General features: G+C 68.6%; 14 protein-coding genes. 11 read left to right on the forward strand and 3 right to left on the reverse strand.

Annotated features, from left to right (window positions below):
* Positions 1 to 17: 17 nt before the first annotated feature.
* The 4 genes from BJF87_RS23285 (at position 18) to BJF87_RS23300 (ending at position 5,241) form a co-directional block, all read left to right on the forward strand.
* Positions 18 to 1,181 (forward strand): acyl-CoA dehydrogenase family protein, encoded by a 1,164-nt coding sequence (locus BJF87_RS23285; RefSeq protein WP_035753498.1) that lies wholly within the window; start codon positions 18 to 20, stop codon positions 1,179 to 1,181.
* Between the two features lie 47 nt (positions 1,182 to 1,228).
* Complete coding sequence (locus BJF87_RS23290; protein WP_006360297.1) at positions 1,229 to 2,401, forward strand: acyl-CoA dehydrogenase family protein; 1,173 nt, start codon at positions 1,229 to 1,231, stop codon at positions 2,399 to 2,401.
* A gap of 10 nt (positions 2,402 to 2,411) precedes the next feature.
* Entirely contained in the window at positions 2,412 to 3,056 is a 645-nt protein-coding gene (locus BJF87_RS23295) for a TetR/AcrR family transcriptional regulator (RefSeq protein ID WP_006360296.1), read from the forward strand.
* Positions 3,057 to 3,168: 112 nt separating this feature from the next.
* Positions 3,169 to 5,241, forward strand: a complete 2,073-nt coding sequence (locus BJF87_RS23300; RefSeq protein WP_006360295.1) for an FUSC family protein — start codon at positions 3,169 to 3,171, stop codon at positions 5,239 to 5,241.
* A 37-nt stretch (positions 5,242 to 5,278) separates the two neighbouring features.
* On the opposite strand, the gene BJF87_RS23305 is transcribed toward BJF87_RS23300, so the two are convergent.
* Together BJF87_RS23305 and BJF87_RS23310 are read right to left on the reverse strand one after the other, a co-directional pair.
* Complete coding sequence (locus BJF87_RS23305; RefSeq protein WP_006360294.1) at positions 5,279 to 6,397, reverse strand: NDMA-dependent alcohol dehydrogenase; 1,119 nt, start codon at positions 6,395 to 6,397, stop codon at positions 5,279 to 5,281.
* Positions 6,398 to 6,447: 50 nt separating this feature from the next.
* A complete protein-coding gene (locus BJF87_RS23310; protein ID WP_006360293.1) occupies positions 6,448 to 7,944 on the reverse strand; it encodes an aldehyde dehydrogenase family protein in 1,497 nt (498 codons plus the stop codon).
* A 258-nt stretch (positions 7,945 to 8,202) separates the two neighbouring features.
* Here BJF87_RS23310 and BJF87_RS23315 point away from each other — a divergent pair, with 258 nt between their 5' ends.
* Positions 8,203 to 9,354, forward strand: a complete 1,152-nt coding sequence (locus tag BJF87_RS23315; protein ID WP_006360292.1) for an HPP family protein — start codon at positions 8,203 to 8,205, stop codon at positions 9,352 to 9,354.
* Between the two features lie 29 nt (positions 9,355 to 9,383).
* On the opposite strand, the gene BJF87_RS23320 is transcribed toward BJF87_RS23315, so the two are convergent.
* Positions 9,384 to 11,054, reverse strand: coding sequence for a sigma-54-dependent Fis family transcriptional regulator (locus BJF87_RS23320; RefSeq protein WP_035753501.1), 1,671 nt, complete (start codon positions 11,052 to 11,054; stop codon positions 9,384 to 9,386).
* 68 nt (positions 11,055 to 11,122) lie between these two features.
* On the opposite strand from BJF87_RS23320, the gene BJF87_RS23325 reads away from it, so the two are divergent.
* From BJF87_RS23325 to rpsG, 6 genes are all read left to right on the forward strand, one after another.
* Positions 11,123 to 11,998 carry an exodeoxyribonuclease III gene (locus BJF87_RS23325; protein WP_035753502.1) on the forward strand — a complete coding sequence of 292 codons (876 nt, stop codon included), beginning with the start codon at positions 11,123 to 11,125 and terminating at the stop codon, positions 11,996 to 11,998.
* A 163-nt stretch (positions 11,999 to 12,161) separates the two neighbouring features.
* Positions 12,162 to 12,767, forward strand: a complete 606-nt coding sequence (locus BJF87_RS23330) for a hypothetical protein (protein ID WP_035753503.1) — start codon at positions 12,162 to 12,164, stop codon at positions 12,765 to 12,767.
* An 81-nt stretch (positions 12,768 to 12,848) separates the two neighbouring features.
* Entirely contained in the window at positions 12,849 to 13,415 is a 567-nt protein-coding gene (locus tag BJF87_RS23335; protein WP_262339128.1) for a class I SAM-dependent methyltransferase, read from the forward strand.
* A gap of 102 nt (positions 13,416 to 13,517) precedes the next feature.
* Positions 13,518 to 14,321 carry a hypothetical protein gene (locus tag BJF87_RS23340; protein ID WP_006360287.1) on the forward strand — a complete coding sequence of 268 codons (804 nt, stop codon included), beginning with the start codon at positions 13,518 to 13,520 and terminating at the stop codon, positions 14,319 to 14,321.
* Between the two features lie 408 nt (positions 14,322 to 14,729).
* Entirely contained in the window at positions 14,730 to 15,101 is a 372-nt protein-coding gene (gene rpsL, locus BJF87_RS23345) for a 30S ribosomal protein S12 (protein WP_004020596.1), read from the forward strand.
* A 6-nt stretch (positions 15,102 to 15,107) separates the two neighbouring features.
* Positions 15,108 to 15,578, forward strand: a complete 471-nt coding sequence (gene rpsG, locus BJF87_RS23350) for a 30S ribosomal protein S7 (RefSeq protein ID WP_005199940.1) — start codon at positions 15,108 to 15,110, stop codon at positions 15,576 to 15,578.
* Positions 15,579 to 15,648 lie beyond the last annotated feature (70 nt).

The raw sequence follows: 15,648 nt of genomic DNA on the forward strand, positions 1-15,648 counted from the left end.
CACCTAAGGAGCCTCGGGTGCCCATCACCAGCCCCAACGTCTGGGACACGCCGGAACGTCTCGAACTGCGTTCGATGGTCCGCAAGTTCGTCGAGAAGCACATCGTGCCCTTCCAGGACGACTGGGAGCGCGACGGCGAGATCCCGCGTTCGCTTCACCTCGAGGCCGCCAGGCTCGGCCTGTTCGGCCTCGGGGTGCCCGAGGAGGTCGGCGGCTCCGGCGGCGACGTCATCGACACGACGATCCTCGCCGAGGAACTGCACTACGCCGGTGCGGCCGGCGGTATCTTCGCGGGCCTGTTCACCCACGGCATCGCCCTGCCGCACCTGATCGCCGCCGGCGATCCGGAGCAGATCGACCGCTGGGTCCGCCCGACTCTCGCCGGTGAGAAGATCGGCTCGCTCGCGATCACCGAACCCGGCGGTGGCAGCGATGTCGGCCACCTGACCACCAAGGCCGAGCGCGACGGCGACTTCTTTGTCGTCAACGGCTCGAAGACCTACATCACCTCGGCCGTCCGGGCCGACTTCGTCGTGGCGGCCGTCCGCACCGGCGGACCGGGCGCCGGCGGCGTGTCCCTCCTCGTCATCGACAAGGACACCCCCGGATTCACCGTCACCCGCAAACTCGACAAGATGGGCTGGCGCTGCTCGGACACCGCGGAGCTGTCCTTCGTCGACGCACGCGTCCCGGTGAAGAACCTCGTCGGACCGGAGAACTCCGGATTCGCCCAGATCGCCATGGCTTTCGTCACCGAGCGGTCGGGTCTGGCCGTCCAGGCCTACGCCAGCGCCCAGCGGTGTCTCGACCTCACCGTGCAGTGGGCCCGTGATCGCGAGACCTTCGGCAAGCCGATCATCGCGCGTCAGTCGGTCCAGGACACCCTGACCGAGATGGCGCGTCGTATCGACATCGCCCGCGTCTACACCCGCGCCGTGGTGGAGCGGAAGGTGACCTCGCACGACGACCTCATCGCCGAGGTGTGCTTCGCCAAGAACACCGCGGTCGAGGCCGGAGAATGGGTGGCCAACAAGGCCGTTCAGCTGCACGGTGGACTCGGTTACATGACCGGCACCGAGGTCGAACGCCAGTACCGCGACATGCGCATCATCGGCATCGGCGGCGGCACCACCGAGATTCTCAACGGTCTGGCAGCCAAGCGACTCGGCTTCCACGCCTGAGTCGACGCCCCCATCCGAACCCGAACCCACACAGAGGAAAAGACGCGATGACAGCCTTGGAGAACCCCTTCGTCGAGACCCCGGAGCGCGCCGCGCTGCGTTCCGCGGTCGCCGGTCTGGCCGCGAAGTACGGCCAGGAGTACTTCCGGGATTGCGCCCGCGAGGGACGCAAGACCGATGAGCTCTGGCAGGAGGCGGGCAAGCTCGGCTTCATCGGCGTCAACCTCCCGGAGGAGTACGGCGGCGGCGGTGCGGGCATGTACGAGCTCGCGATCGTCATGGAGGAGATCGCCGCCTCCGGCACCGGTCTGCTGATGCTGGTGGTCTCGCCGGCCATCTGCGGCAACGTGATCGCACGTTTCGGCACCGACGAGCAGAAGCAGCGGTGGCTGCCAGGCCTCGCGGACGGCTCGATCACGATGGCGTTCGGCATCACCGAACCCGACGCCGGGTCGAACTCGCACAACATCACCACCACGGCCCGCCGTGACGGTTCGGACTGGCTGCTGTCCGGTCAGAAGGTCTACATCTCCGGTGTCGACCAGGCTCAGGCAGTTCTGATCGTGGCGCGCACCGAAGACGCGAAGACCGGCAAGCTGAAGCCGGCGCTGTTCATCGTGCCGACCGACGCGGAGAACTTCTCGTACACCATGATCGACATGGAACTGCAGAACCCGGAGAAGCAGTTCCAGCTGTTCCTCGACGACGTCCGGCTGCCGGCCGACGCACTCGTCGGCGACGAGGACGCGGCACTCAGTCAGCTGTTCGCCGGGTTGAACCCGGAACGGATCATGGCCGCGGCGTCGGCGGTCGGCATGGGGCGGTTCGCGCTCGACAAGGCCGTGTCGTATGTCAAGGAGCGCACGGTGTGGAAGACGCCGATCGGCGCACACCAGGCCATCGCCCATCCGTTGGCGCAGGGCAAGATCGAGCTCGAGATGGCCAAACTCATGATGCAGAAGGCCGCGACGATGTACGACGCGGGCGACGACTGGGGTGCCGCCGAGCCGGCGAACATGGCGAAGTACGCCGCCGCCGAGGCCGCGGTGAAGCTCGTCGATCAGGCCGTGCACTCGATGGGCGGCAACGGGCTGACGACCGAATACGGCATCGCGCCGATGCTGAGCCTCGTCCGCATCGCCCGCGTCGCACCGGTCAGCCGGGAGATGATCCTCAACTTCGTCGCGCAGGCCAGCCTCGGCCTCCCGAAGTCGTACTGAGGCACTACCGATGGTGTCCACGCGTGTGTCGTCGAATCGTCGTGAACCGCAGCAGGAACGCTCACGCCTGACGCGTGAGCGCCTGCTGCGGGCGACGATCGACGCACTCGCGGCGGATGGTTGGGCGGCGGCCACCGTCGCCGCGGTCGCCGAACGCGCCGGCGTTTCGCGAGGCGCTGCGCAGCACCACTTCCCGACGCGGGAGTCGCTCATCACCGCTGCACTCGAGCAGGTCTTCGACGACCTGACGACGGCGGCGGACAGCAGGTTCGGGACGTCGGCCGCGCCGGGCGAGCCGATCACCCCTGCACGAGTGCTGGCAGCCGTTCAACGCGTGGTCGACGTCTACACCGGAACGGAATTCAAGGCGGCCCTGCAGGTGTGGGCGGCCGCGGCCTCCGATCCCGCTCTGCGCACCTTGATCCTGCCGCTGGAGGCGAAGTTCGCCCGCGCAGCCCATCAGCGCACGATGGCGGCGATGGGGGTCTCGCCGGCCGACGAGAAGGGGCATCGTCTCGTGCAGGCGACGCTCGACTTCGCGCGGGGGCTCGGCCTGGCCGACACCCTGACCGACGACTCGGCGCGACGAGCGCAGGTCGTCGACACCTGGTGCGAGCAGCTCGCGGTGTCGTTCGGGGTCGACGAGACCGACTGACGAGCAGACGGGTTCAGGCCGACGCCCGCCGCGCGTGCACCCCGCCGTCGGTGGCACGAACATGCGTCGCCGCCATCCTGCGGTCCGACGCGACGATGAGAAGATTCCTCCCATGGCACCGCCCTTCGCACTGACCGCACTGCTGACGACGCACGACCCTGGTGCGGCGAGGTTGCGCAAAGCCGCGCGCGGCGCGTCGGCGATGGCCATCGGTGCCCTGGTGGTTCTCGCGATCCGATCGGTGGTGAGCATCCCGGTCGCGGCCGAGCTCTCGGCCGGCTTCCTCTCGCTGTGGGCGACGGTCGGTGCGGTCAAGGACACGACCGCGCGGGCTCGGATCCTCACGACCGTAGCGCTACTCGTCCCCGGCTTCGCGGCGGCACTCCTCGCCTGCCTCCTACATCCGTGGCCGGTCGCGCGGGCGGTCGCCTTCGTGGCGATCGCCGGTCTCGCCGCCTGGACGACGCGGTACGGGCCGCGGGGGAGTGCGCTCGGGTTCTTCGGGTTCTTCGCGTTCTTCTTCGCGGTGGTGATGGGGGCCGACCTGCACACGTTGCCGGTGCTGTGCGGCCTCGTCGTCATCGCCGTGGCGAGCGCACTCTTCGTGCGACTGGTGCTGGTCCCGGACCGGCCGGGTGGGGAACTGGTGCGCCTCCTGCGGAGCGTGGAGGTCTGCGCCGACGATCTGCTCCGGGTCGCGAGCGAACCGGCGGCGGGGCCGCAGCGGGTGGCGGCGGCGGTGACCCGGCTGTCGGCGGCGACGAGTGCGGTTGCCGGATGGCAGGAGAACTACGATGCGGCACACTACTCGGATGTGGATGACACGACCCTGTCACGACGGGTCTCCATGCTCCATCTGTCCTGTGAACAGGCAGCCTTCCGGGTGGTCGAGCACCGAGCGGATCCCGCCGTCGCCCAGTCGGTGTCGCAGGTCCGTGGTGCGCTGAGGTCGTCGGGCGACGCCGCCCCGGCGCTCGTCGGAACGGGTCAGATCATCGAGACGTTGCGCATCGTCGTGGGGGCGACAGCCGATCTGCGCGCGATCGCCGTCGGGCGCCAGAAGCCGACCACGCCGGCGACATCCACGGAGGCGACATCCACCGGCAAGACGTCGACGCCGGCAAAGACGACACCGAGGCCCGACACCACCCGATTCGCGCTCCAGGTCGTGGTCGCCTGCTCGGTGGCCCTCGCCGTCGGCGAGCTCATCTCGGCGAGCCGCTGGTACTGGGCGGTGCTCAGCGCCTTCATGGTCTTCAACGGGATGGCCACGCGCGGAGCCATTCTCACCAAGGCCGTCAAACGGGTGCAGGGCACGGTGGTCGGGCTGGTGATCGGTGTCGCCGCCGTGCTGATCATCGGCGAACACCCCGCGGTGCAGTACGTGATCGTGGTCTGCGCGGTCTTTTTCGCCTTCTACCTCGGCGCGATCTCCTACACCTGGACGATCCTGTTCATCACGATCGTCCTCACCAACAGCTACGACCTGCTCGGTGTCCTGGACCGCCACGTCCTCGAGTGGCGCATCGAGGAGACCCTGTGCGGTGCCCTCGTCGGCGCGGCCGCGGCCTTTCTCATTCTGAGTACGCCGACCTCACCCGTCCTCGACACCAAGCTGCGGGCGTATTTCGACGCCCTGGTCAACATGGCCTCGGTTGCCCTTCGCAGAGGCGAGAACAGGCCGGGGGAGCCCGACTCCGACGCGGCCCTTGCCGCCGTCCGAGTGCTCGACGGGGCCGAAGCCGCGATGCTCGACGCCGCGACCTCGGCAGTGTTCTCGCTCAGCCGATTCCATCGATCGACGTTGCGCCGTCTGCGGCCGCATCTTTACGAGACGACACGTGAGGCAAGAGGACTCGCGTGGTCGGCGACCGGCCTGACGCGGTCGGAGGACACCGGGAACGGCGACCGGGTCGATCCGGGGATCGAGCAGGACCTCGTCGAGGAGCTCCGGGGAGCCGCCGACGCGACGGTGTCGGCGATCGAACACGGCGGTGTGCCGTCGAGGATCGCGAAGTCGACCAGGGACGTGGAGGTCGAGTACACCTTTCAGGCAACCGAGCCCGCCGACGACTCGCCGGCCCGGCAGGCCCGACGACTCATCGCATCGGTGCAGCGCATGCGCGCGGCGATCGCCGGGCCCGTCCGAACTCCTCGTGCAGACGAACAGCTCGCCGGCGAATGACCTGCCGGCGAGCTGTTCGAGTGTTCCGGTTGTCGGCTCATTCGCCGTGGATGATGACCCCGCGCAGGTTCTTTCCGTCACGGAGGTCCTGGTAACCCTCGTTGACCTGGTCGAGGGTGTAGGTCGTGGTGACCAGCTCGTCGAGCTTGAGCTGACCCTGATCGTAGAGACGCAACAGTTTGACGATGTCGTACTGCGGGTTGGCCGAGCCGAACAGGCTGCCCTTGATCGTCTTCTGGTTCAGCGTCAGGTCGGTGCCCGACACGTGCACGGTGAGCTTGGCCGGATCGGCCAGCCCGGTGATGACCACGGTGCCGCCCTTGCCGACGACGGCCGTCGCGTTGGACACGACCTCCTCGTCGACCGTGCCCACCAGGATGAGGGCCTGATCGGCCCCCTGCCCCCACGTCAGCTCGTTGACCTTGGCAGCGGCCTCCTGCGGATCGGAGTAGGCATGCGTCGCACCGAATTTCAGTGCGGCGTCACGCTTCATGTCGACCGGGTCGACGACGACGATGAACTTGGCGCCGGCCGACACCGCGCCCTGGACGGCGTTGATGCCGAGACCGCCGATGCCGTAGATCACCACGGTGTCACCGGCCCGCACACCACCGGCGTACACCGACGTGCCCCAACCGGACGGCACACCGCAGCCGACGAGCACAGCCTTGTCCAACGGCAGCCAGTCGTCGACCTTCACCACCGAGTGCTGGGAGATGGTGGCCCGTTCGGAGAAGGTGCCCAGCATGCACATCGCACCGAAATCGTCCTTGCCCGAATGGAATCGGAAAGTGCCGTCGGGCATCGAGCCCTCGAGGATGGTCGCGCCCATGTCGCACAGGTTCTGTCGTCCCGTCGAGCAGTAACGACAGGTGCCGCAGTTGGGGATGAAGCTGCACACGACGTGGTCGCCCGGCTTCACCTTGGTCACGCCGGGGCCGACGGCCTCGATGATCCCGGAACCCTCGTGACCACCCACGATCGGGTAGCGGGGCGGCAGATCGCCGTCGGTGAGGTGGAGGTCGGAATGACACAGTCCGGCGGCGGTGTACTTGATCAGGACCTCACCCTCGCGGGGCTCGTCGAGATCGAGTTCCACGATCTCGAAAGGCTTTCCGGGGGCGGTGAGAACGGCGGCCTTGGTGGTGAGTGTCATGACGTGCTCCTTTGCACTTGGGGAAACTCTGAAGGAAAGCGGGACGCCGGTCACAGCGCGATGTTCACGGCCTTCGTCTGGGTGTAGAGGTCGATGGCCGAGGACCCGAGTTCGCGGCCCCAGCCCGACTGCTTGTAGCCGCCGAAAGGCATCGCGGTGTCGAAGCCGTTGTACTGGTTGACCCAGACCGAACCGGCCTTGATCTGACGGGCCGTCCGATGGGCCTTCGACAGGTCGGTGGTCCAGATCCCGGCGGCGAGACCGTAGATGGAGTCGTTCGCGGCGGCCGCGACCCCGGTGTCGGCGTCGAACGGCAGCGCGGCGACCACCGGCCCGAAGATCTCCTCCCGCACGATGGAGAAGTCCGGTTCGACGTCGACGAACACCGTCGGCTCGATGAAGAATCCCTCGTCGCCCCAACGCTTTCCGCCGGTCAGCGCACGAGCTCCGTCCGCGATACCGGCCGCGAGATAACCGGACACGCGGTCGAACTGTTCCTGACTCACCAGCGGACCGAGTTCGGTGGCGGGATCGAGACCCGGGCCGATCTTCGCCTGGGACGCCGCCTCGGCGACCGCCGCGGTGAAGTCGTCGAAGATCGGCCGCTCGACGAAGAGCCGGGTGCCGGCGACGCAGCACTGGCCGTGATTGAACATCCATGCGGCCACCGAACCGGCGACCGCCTTCTCGAAATCGGCATCGGCGAAGACGATGTTGGGGCTCTTGCCGCCCAATTCGAGCGAGACCTTCTTGAGGTTGCCCTTGGCCGCCTCGACGATCTTCTTGCCGACCTCGGTGGAACCGGTGAAGGCGATCTTGTCGACGTCGTCGTGCGCTGCGAGCGCGGCACCCGCCTCGCCGAATCCGGTGACGATGTTGACCACACCCGGCGGGAACCCGGCCTCGTCGAAGATCTCGCCGAGCAGGAGCGCGGTGAGCGGTGTCTGCTCGGCGGGCTTGAGGATGACGGTGTTGCCCGCGGCCAGCGCCGGTGCCAGCTTGAAGGCGGCCATCAGCAACGGGAAGTTCCACGGGACGATCAGTCCGCACACCCCGACCGGCTCGCGGAGCGTGTAGGCGTGGAACTCGCCTCCCGGCACGAACGGCATCGACACGTCGACCGTCGAACCGGTGATCTTGGTGGCCAGGCCCGCGTTGTAGCGGAAGATGTCGGCGGCCCAGGCGGTGTCGACGGCGGCGGCGATGGTCGCGGCCTTGCCGTTGTCGAGTGCTTCGAGCTGACCGAACTCGGCCGCCCGTTCGGTGAGGAGATCGCCGACGCGCCACAGCAGCCGTTCGCGTTCGTTCGGCTTCATCCGCGTCCACGGGCCGGAGTCGAAGGCCTCGCGGGCGGCGCGGACCGCGCGGTCGATGTCGGTGGCGTCGCCGTGGGCGACCGAGGTGAGCGGACGGGCGGTGGCGGGGTCGATGGTCTCGAAGGTGCGGCCCGACGCCGACCACACCCAGTCACCGCCGATCAGCATCGGGCGGTCGGAGCCGATGAAATCACGGACCTTCGGGAGCAGCTCGGTGGCGACTGCGGTCATGGGTACCTCCTGGTGAAGCGCTCGACGCGGGGGAGAGGCGAGCGGGCAGAGATGAGACGGTCAGGGGTGATCTGGGTCATAGCTGTGACCTGACTCATTTCTGCCACCTATCGGGGTGGTCGCCGTGTCCAGAAACTGAACAGTCCGCTTTGTCGTGAACGAATGACGTGAACAGGAGGTCGCGAAAGGCGAGTTGCGCGGCGTCGCTAGCGTGTCCGGGGGCAGCGATCGCTGCCTGTTCACGCAGAGAGGGAACCGATGGCAGCGCGCATGGCCGATCGTTTCAGCGGTGCGCTGCAGTCGTGGGGGCCGTCGGGGGCGTCCGTGCCGACGCGCGAGTCGGTGCGTGCCGGGGTCGGCTCGGCCCTGGGTCTCGGGCTCGTCGGACTCGTCCTCGCCACGTCCGGCGTCGACCTGAACGCGGGCCTGTTCCTGATCGCGCCGTTCGGGGCGTCGGCGGTCCTGCTGTTTGCCGCACCCAACAGTCCGCTCGCCCAGCCGTGGTCGGCGGTCGTCGGCAACACCGTGTCGGCGTTCGCCGCCGTGGCGGTGACACTGCTGGTCTCGCCGAGTCAGCTGCGCGTCCCGCTCGCGGTCGGTGCGGCGGTCGTGGCCATGGTGATCTGCCGGGCGGTGCATCCGCCGGGTGGTGCGGTCGCGATGACCGCCGGGCTCAGTCCGGACCTGGTCCACGCTCTCGGATTCCGGTTCGCCCTGGCTCCCGTCGCGGTCGGGACGATCGCGCTGGTCGCGCTCGCGGCGGTGTACGCACGCCTGACCGGACGCCGGTATCCGTACCGCCGGTTCGACGACGAGTCGTCGGCCACCGCACGGATCGGGCTGGACGAGGACGAGTTGACCGACATCCTCAACCGCTACAGCCAGTCCCTCAACCTCGGGGTCGCCGACCTCGCGCGACTCATCGGGGCCGCCGAACTCCAGGTCGCCGGCCATCGCGCCGACCCTCTCGTCACCGGTGACGTCATGTCCCGGGACCTCGTGACGGTGGGACCGGACTCGACCCTCACCGAACTGGCGCAGATGTTCGACACCCACCGGTTCACCTCGCTGCCCGTGGTGACGCGCGGAGGCCGGTTCCTGGGTGTCGTCTTCCAGATCCATCTCGTCTCCCGGCTACGCGGAGGTGCGACACGACGTGGGTCGGACCGCATGTTCGGCCGACTGCTGCGCCGCGACGGCAGCGTGCTTACCGCTGCCGACGTGATGGACACGACCTTGCCGATCGCGTCCCCCGACGCTCCGGTGACCGCGGTGCTCCCGATGCTCGCCGGCAGTGGCTGTGGCGCCGTGCCCGTGCTCGACGGGGATCTTCTGGTCGGCATCATCACGCAAACGGATCTCATCGCCGCCCTCGCGCGGCACACGCTGGCCGATCCGCTCGTCGACTGACGTCCGGCGCGGCAACATCGCGGTGTCTCCTAGATCCCGAGGGCTCGCATCCGCGCGTACAGCGTGGTGCGGCTGATCCCGAGGTCCCGCGCGGCGTGGACCTTGTTGCCGCCGGCACGGTCGAGTGCGTCGACGATCGCCGCGCGCTCGGCCTGCTCCCGTCCGGAGAGATGGGCCGCCCGGCTCGTCGTCCGATAGCCAGACGGCAGGTCGGTCGCCTCGATCACGCGTGCCATCCGATCCCGGCACGCTGCCGCGGCCTCCCGCAGGACCGCGATCAGCTCGGCGAAGTTGCCCGGCCAGTCCTGGCTGAGCAGGGCATCGGTCGCCGGGCCGGAGAGAGTGAGTTCCGGATCGATCTGACCGAGGACGCCGCTCGCGATGGCCGCCAGCTCGGAGCTGCGGTGACGTAGAGGCGCGGGATCGACGCGCCGCGCACACCGCCCGAGCAGGGCGGCGACCGCGGGAGACGCCTGCGCACGAGGACCGCTGACGAGGAGCAACGGAGAGGCCGCCGGCGTCGACGCCGTGGCGTGCGTGAGCAGCGCGATCGACCGGTCGTCGAGCAGATCCACGCCGTCGATCACGAGCGGGACGCCGGACGATCGAGCTCGGGTGAGGTCGGCGGCGACGTCCACCCGCCGGCCGTTGATCAGCGCGTCCGCGACGTCGACGACCACGGCCGCGGCCTCGGTGTCGAGCGCGTCGGTCCCCAGCGCTTCGGCGGCCAGTTCGAGGGCCAGCGTCGTGCGCCCGGTGCCCGGCTCACCGGATACGGCGACGGTCGTCGACGACGGCCGGACCGGGGTCGAGCGGGTCGGTGTCGGCGTGAGGAAGGGGCGGAAGCGGAACAGCGCGGCTCCGCGGGTACCGGCCACCGGTTCGACGGCGATCTCGACCTCGGCGCCCGAGACGAGTGTCAACGGCAGCGTCGTCGAACGCAGCGCCGGGTCGGTGGCGATCGCCCGCAGCGCGCCGATGTCGGTGGGGGAGAGCAGTTCGGCGGCCAGGGCATTGGTGAGCTGCAGGTCGTCGCCGATCGCGGCCACCGCGACGTCCCGGCGCGGGGCGGCGCGCTGGAAGGCGTCGAGCACGCGGCGCTGGTGCGCACGGGACCGGTCGAGCAACCGGTCGGCGATGTCGGCCACGATGCCGTTGACGACCGGGACCGCGAGCGGGTTGATGCGATCGGCGATCTCGGACATGCAGATGATCCCGGCCAGGCGCCGCGTCGCGGGATGGATGATCGGCTGCCCGAAGCAGCTGATCGTCCGGAACTGTTCGAGGTAGTGCTCGGTGCTGTTCACGATCACCCCGCCGCGCGTCTCCGCGGGTGTGCCGAGCGCGGTGGTCCCGACCATGTCCTCCCCGAACGGGACGCCGGGCGCCGCGCCGATCGCGTCGAGCCGACGTTCGACGGTCGTTCCGAACGCCACCCGCGTCACCATGCGGCACTCGTGATCGACGAGCAGCAGGGACACGTCGGTGTCGGCGAGACGAGCCGCCGCGTCGTCGAGGACGGGGCGCGCTGCGTCGAGCAGGGGGTCGGCGGAACCGATGTCGTGCGTACGTGCGGGAGTGTTGTCCTCCGGCCGCACTCCCGACATCGCCGACCGACGCCACGAGTGCTCGATGACGGGGCGCTGCGGCGTTCGATCGGGACGGGAAGGGAGAGTGTCGATGAGACCAACGTGACACACATCACCGACGAAGGAAAGCCCGGACGCCGCCTCGGATCGGCGTCGGTGTGTCGTACTACCGTGGGCCCATGCGCGTCGCGACCTGGAACGTGAACTCGGTGAAACAGCGGATTCCGCGCCTCCTCCCATGGCTCGACGAACGTCGCCCCGACGTCGTCTGCCTGCAGGAGACCAAGCTCTCCGACGACGCCTTCCACGAGGTCCTCGGCGCCGATCTCGCCGAACGTGGCTACGAGATCGCGCACGCGGGGCAGGGCCAGTGGAACGGTGTCGCGCTGCTCTCGCGGGTCGGGCTCGAGGACGTGCGCGTCGGCTTCGCCGGCATGCCGGGTTATCCGACGCCGGAGACGCTCGAGGCCCGCGCGATTTCTGCGGTGTGCGGCGGTCTGCGCATCCACTCCCTTTACGTGCCGAACGGCCGCAGCCCCGACTCGGATCACTACACGTACAAACTCGAATGGCTCGCCGCTCTCGCGAAGGCGGTCGCCGACCCGTCGACGACGCTCCTCTGCGGCGACATGAACATCGCGCCCGCCGACGCGGATCTGTTCGATCCCGACGCCTTCGCCGGGCACACGCACGTCACCCCTCCGGAACGTGCCGCGCTCGCCGAGTTCGCGGCGCTGGGTCTGCGCGACGTGGTCCGTGACCGCTGGCCGGATGACCGGGTCTTCAGCTACTGGGACTACCGTGCCGGAATGTTCCACAAGGACCTGGGCATGCGGATCGATCTCATCCTGGCGGGTGAGTCGGCCGCCGGCCGGGTCGAGGCGGCCTGGATCGACCGCAAGGCGCGCAAGGGCAGCAAGCCCAGTGATCACGCGCCGGTCATCGTCGACCTCGACGAGGCGCCCGACGGCGACATCGGTCCGGTGGTCCCGCCGCCGTCGAATCCGGCGAAACCCGGTGGCGCGAAGGTGAAACTGCCCCAGACCCCGGAGTGATCCCGCTCACGATTCTCAATCTTTCTGCGCGGCAATGTGATTCGTCGACCCGTTGGGCAGGATTGGCCTGTTGAGACGATTGCGGGGAGGTGTCTCTTCTCCGATATGATCATCGCGGCCCGAGCACGGGCCGAAAGATCCTCGTGAGAGAGAGAATCCACACATGAAGCACCTCAGGGCAGGGATCATGGCGCTGGCCATGATGGGTGCAGTACTCATCGCCGTTCCCGTTGCGACGGCACATGCGGTACCGGCGACGGTGGCGCTCCCGACGGCGTCCGCGGCGATCGCCGGGGACCACAAGAGCGTGATCGTCGACGTGCGCGGGGGCAGCGTCGTGGTCAGCCCGGCGGGGGCGCTGCAGATCCTCGATTCCCGCGGTCGCACCGTGTCGTCGATGCCGCTGTCGGGGCAGATGGACGGGTTCACCGTTCCGCTGCGCGCCGCGGTCAGCGTGGACCGGTCGCGGGTCACTCTGACCCCCACGGTCAGCCCGGACCTCCGTGCGCTGCTCGACTCGGCAGCCACCGACGCAGCCAAGCAGAAGCGTCTGACCAAGGCTCAGCGCTACGACATCATGTGGGCGGAACTGAACAAGGGCTGGCGGGGGAACACGCCCCTCTACACGCTGATCGGTGGCCTCATCGGGTTCATCGTCTTCGGTTGGATCGGTGCCGGCGTGGGTGCGTTCATCGGTGCGTACATCGGGTACGGCGAGTCGAACCCGAAGGCATGGCCGTCGGTCGTCGCCTGGTTCAACACTCCGTAGGCGCACGGCTTTCCACGACCCGCCCCCTGCCCGGATCCCCGGACAGGGGGCGGCGTCGTACCCGGGTCATATCGTGGGCGCATGCGCGCCGACCCCGTTGATCGACCGGCCGACCTCGACGCTGTCCGTGAGTCCTACGACCGTGTGGCCGACGACTACGTCCGACTGGTGGTGGACACCGGAATCGGCGACCCTCGCTGCCGTCCGTGGCTGAAGGCCGCACTCGATGCGTTCATCGATTCGGTGGCGGGCATCGGTCCCGTGCTCGACGTCGGCTGCGGACCCGGGACCGTGACCGCCTATCTCGCCGACCGCGGACTCGACGTGACCGGCGTGGACCTCTCGCCGCGCATGATCGAGAACGCGCGTCGCCTGCACCCGTCCTGCCGATTCGAGGTCGGCTCGGCGACCGAGCTGGATCTCGCCGATTCATCGCTGGGTGGTGTCCTGGGGTGGTGGTCGTTGTTCAATCTCCCGCGGGACGTTCTCCCGCAGGTGCTGGCCTCATTTGCCCGCGCATTGATGCCGGGCGGCTGCTTCATCACCGGTACCCACTCGGGCGACGAGGACGTGCGACGCACCGAGCCTACGGCGGTCCTGTCGAGTGGACGACCCATCAGTGGTCGCCGGAGAAGTACGTCGGATTGATCGAGCAGGCCGGTCTGCGCCCCGTCGCCGAGCTCCGGCTGCCCGCCGACGAGCACGTCGGCCCCGGCCTGGTCGTCATGGCCGTGCGGGACTGAGACACTGATGCGCCGACGACTCCTCATCCACGTGGCTCGCGGTTACGGCCGGTTCCTCGGTGTCGTGCTGTCGCTCGCTCATCGAGTCGGAGGTGTACGTCTACCGGCGGGACCGGCGTCGACCGACGGAGTCCTCGTCGCCGCGCACGTCGCGATCGCCACGGTCTGGTTCGGGCCTCTGGGTCTCGTGATCGCCGGGATGGCCGGCGCCGCCGCAGGGATCGTCGCCCGCCTCAGTTTTCGGCACCGCCCCCTGTGCGATGAGGAACGGCGAACCGCCGAGCTCGTCTTCGGGCCCGCCGGATGGCTCGACGACGTCATCCTCACCGATCTCGCCGGACGAAGGGGACGCGCGTTCACCGTGCCCGGGGTCGATGGGCGCATCCTCTGCAATCTCGGCGCGATGTTCGACGCGCCCCTCGGGGCCGGTCCCGGGGCCTATCCAGTGCCCGGCCAACTGCTGGTCCATGAACTCGTGCACGCCCGGCAGATCGTTGGCGCCCGGTCCGCGGCGTCGTTCCTGGCCGATGCGCTCGCGGTTCAGGCGCGGCACGAACTCGGCGAGAACGTCTACGGCATCCGGGGGACGGGTGATGCTCACCACGCGTGGGCCGACCACAACCTCGAACGCCAGGCGACGATCGTCGACCGGTGGTTCGGCGGCCAGAGTTCGCCGATTGGGCGGCCGATGGATCCGGACAGTCCGTTCGCGGCATCGATCGCGAAGGTCCGGGCCCAGGTCGGAGCGCCGGCGGGTACCGGTCGGGCGGCGGTTCGCCGAAGGCTCGACGCGTCGGGTTCGGGGGTGTAAGAGTGGACAAGGTAATGCCATGTCTCAGCGTCGCCGGACCCCAGCGCACACGACCTGTTCACCTGCAGGTCGCGCGGAGGATCCGTTTTTTGACCTGTGCAAACCCGATCGGTAGAGTGGATCGTCGGTGCCCGGCCCATGCTGGGCCAGTCCGCATGCCCGGCCAACGGCTCTCGAGCCGGCCCTGAGATCGACCGACTCGGGGCACGGGCGGTCCGTGGGCTGACAAGCGAATCCGCTGTCGAGTGTATGACACGCCCGACCTCGGGGTAGCGAAAATGTACTGACCAGTGTGAATGCACTGGTGGGGCGAGTTGTGGAAGCACGCCGGAGGCGGCGTAGAGCCGAGATCCGTGAGCTTGCCCGGAGCACCAACCACAACTGACAACAAAGAGGAATGAACACCTAGTGCCAACAATCAACCAGCTGGTCCGCAAGGGCCGTCATGACAAGGCTGCAAAGACCAAGACCGCGGCCCTCAAGGGAAGCCCGCAGCGTCGTGGCGTGTGCACCCGCGTCTACACCACCACCCCCAAGAAGCCGAACTCGGCTCTTCGTAAGGTCGCCCGTGTGCGTCTGACCAGCTCTGTCGAGGTCACCGCGTACATCCCCGGTGAAGGCCACAACCTGCAGGAGCACTCGATGGTGCTCGTCCGCGGCGGTCGTGTGAAGGACCTCCCGGGTGTGCGCTACAAGATCATCCGCGGCTCGCTCGACACCCAGGGTGTCAAGGACCGCAAGCAGGCCCGTAGCCGCTACGGCGCGAAGAAGGGGAACTGATAAGTCATGCCACGTAAAGGACCCGCACCCAAGCGCCCCCTGATCAACGACCCGGTCTACGGTTCGCCGCTGGTCACCCAGCTGGTCAACAAGATCCTGCTGGACGGCAAGAAGTCGACCGCCGAGCGCATCGTCTACGGCGCCCTCGAGCAGGCCCGCGAGAAGACGGGCACCGACCCCGTCGTCACCCTCAAGCGCGCGCTCGACAACGTCAAGCCCACCCTCGAGGTGAAGAGCCGCCGCGTCGGTGGCGCCACCTACCAGGTGCCGATCGAGGTCAAGCCGAACCGCGCCAACACCCTGGCGCTCCGCTGGCTGGTGACCTTCAGCCGTCAGCGTCGCGAGAAGACGATGGTCGAGCGCCTGGCCAACGAGCTGCTCGACGCCTCCAACGGCCTCGGTGCTTCGGTGAAGCGCCGCGAGGACACCCACAAGATGGCCGAGGCCAACCGGGCGTTCGCGCACTACCGCTGGTGATCACTGCCGGCCGCGGCGGCCTTCGGGTCGCCGCGGCCGGACCCACCTCAGACCCAACAGCTCTAGCGAA

It is taken from the genome of Gordonia sp. CNJ-863, assembly GCF_001942325.1.
Classification (GTDB): Bacteria; Actinomycetota; Actinomycetes; order Mycobacteriales; family Mycobacteriaceae; genus Gordonia; species Gordonia alkanivorans.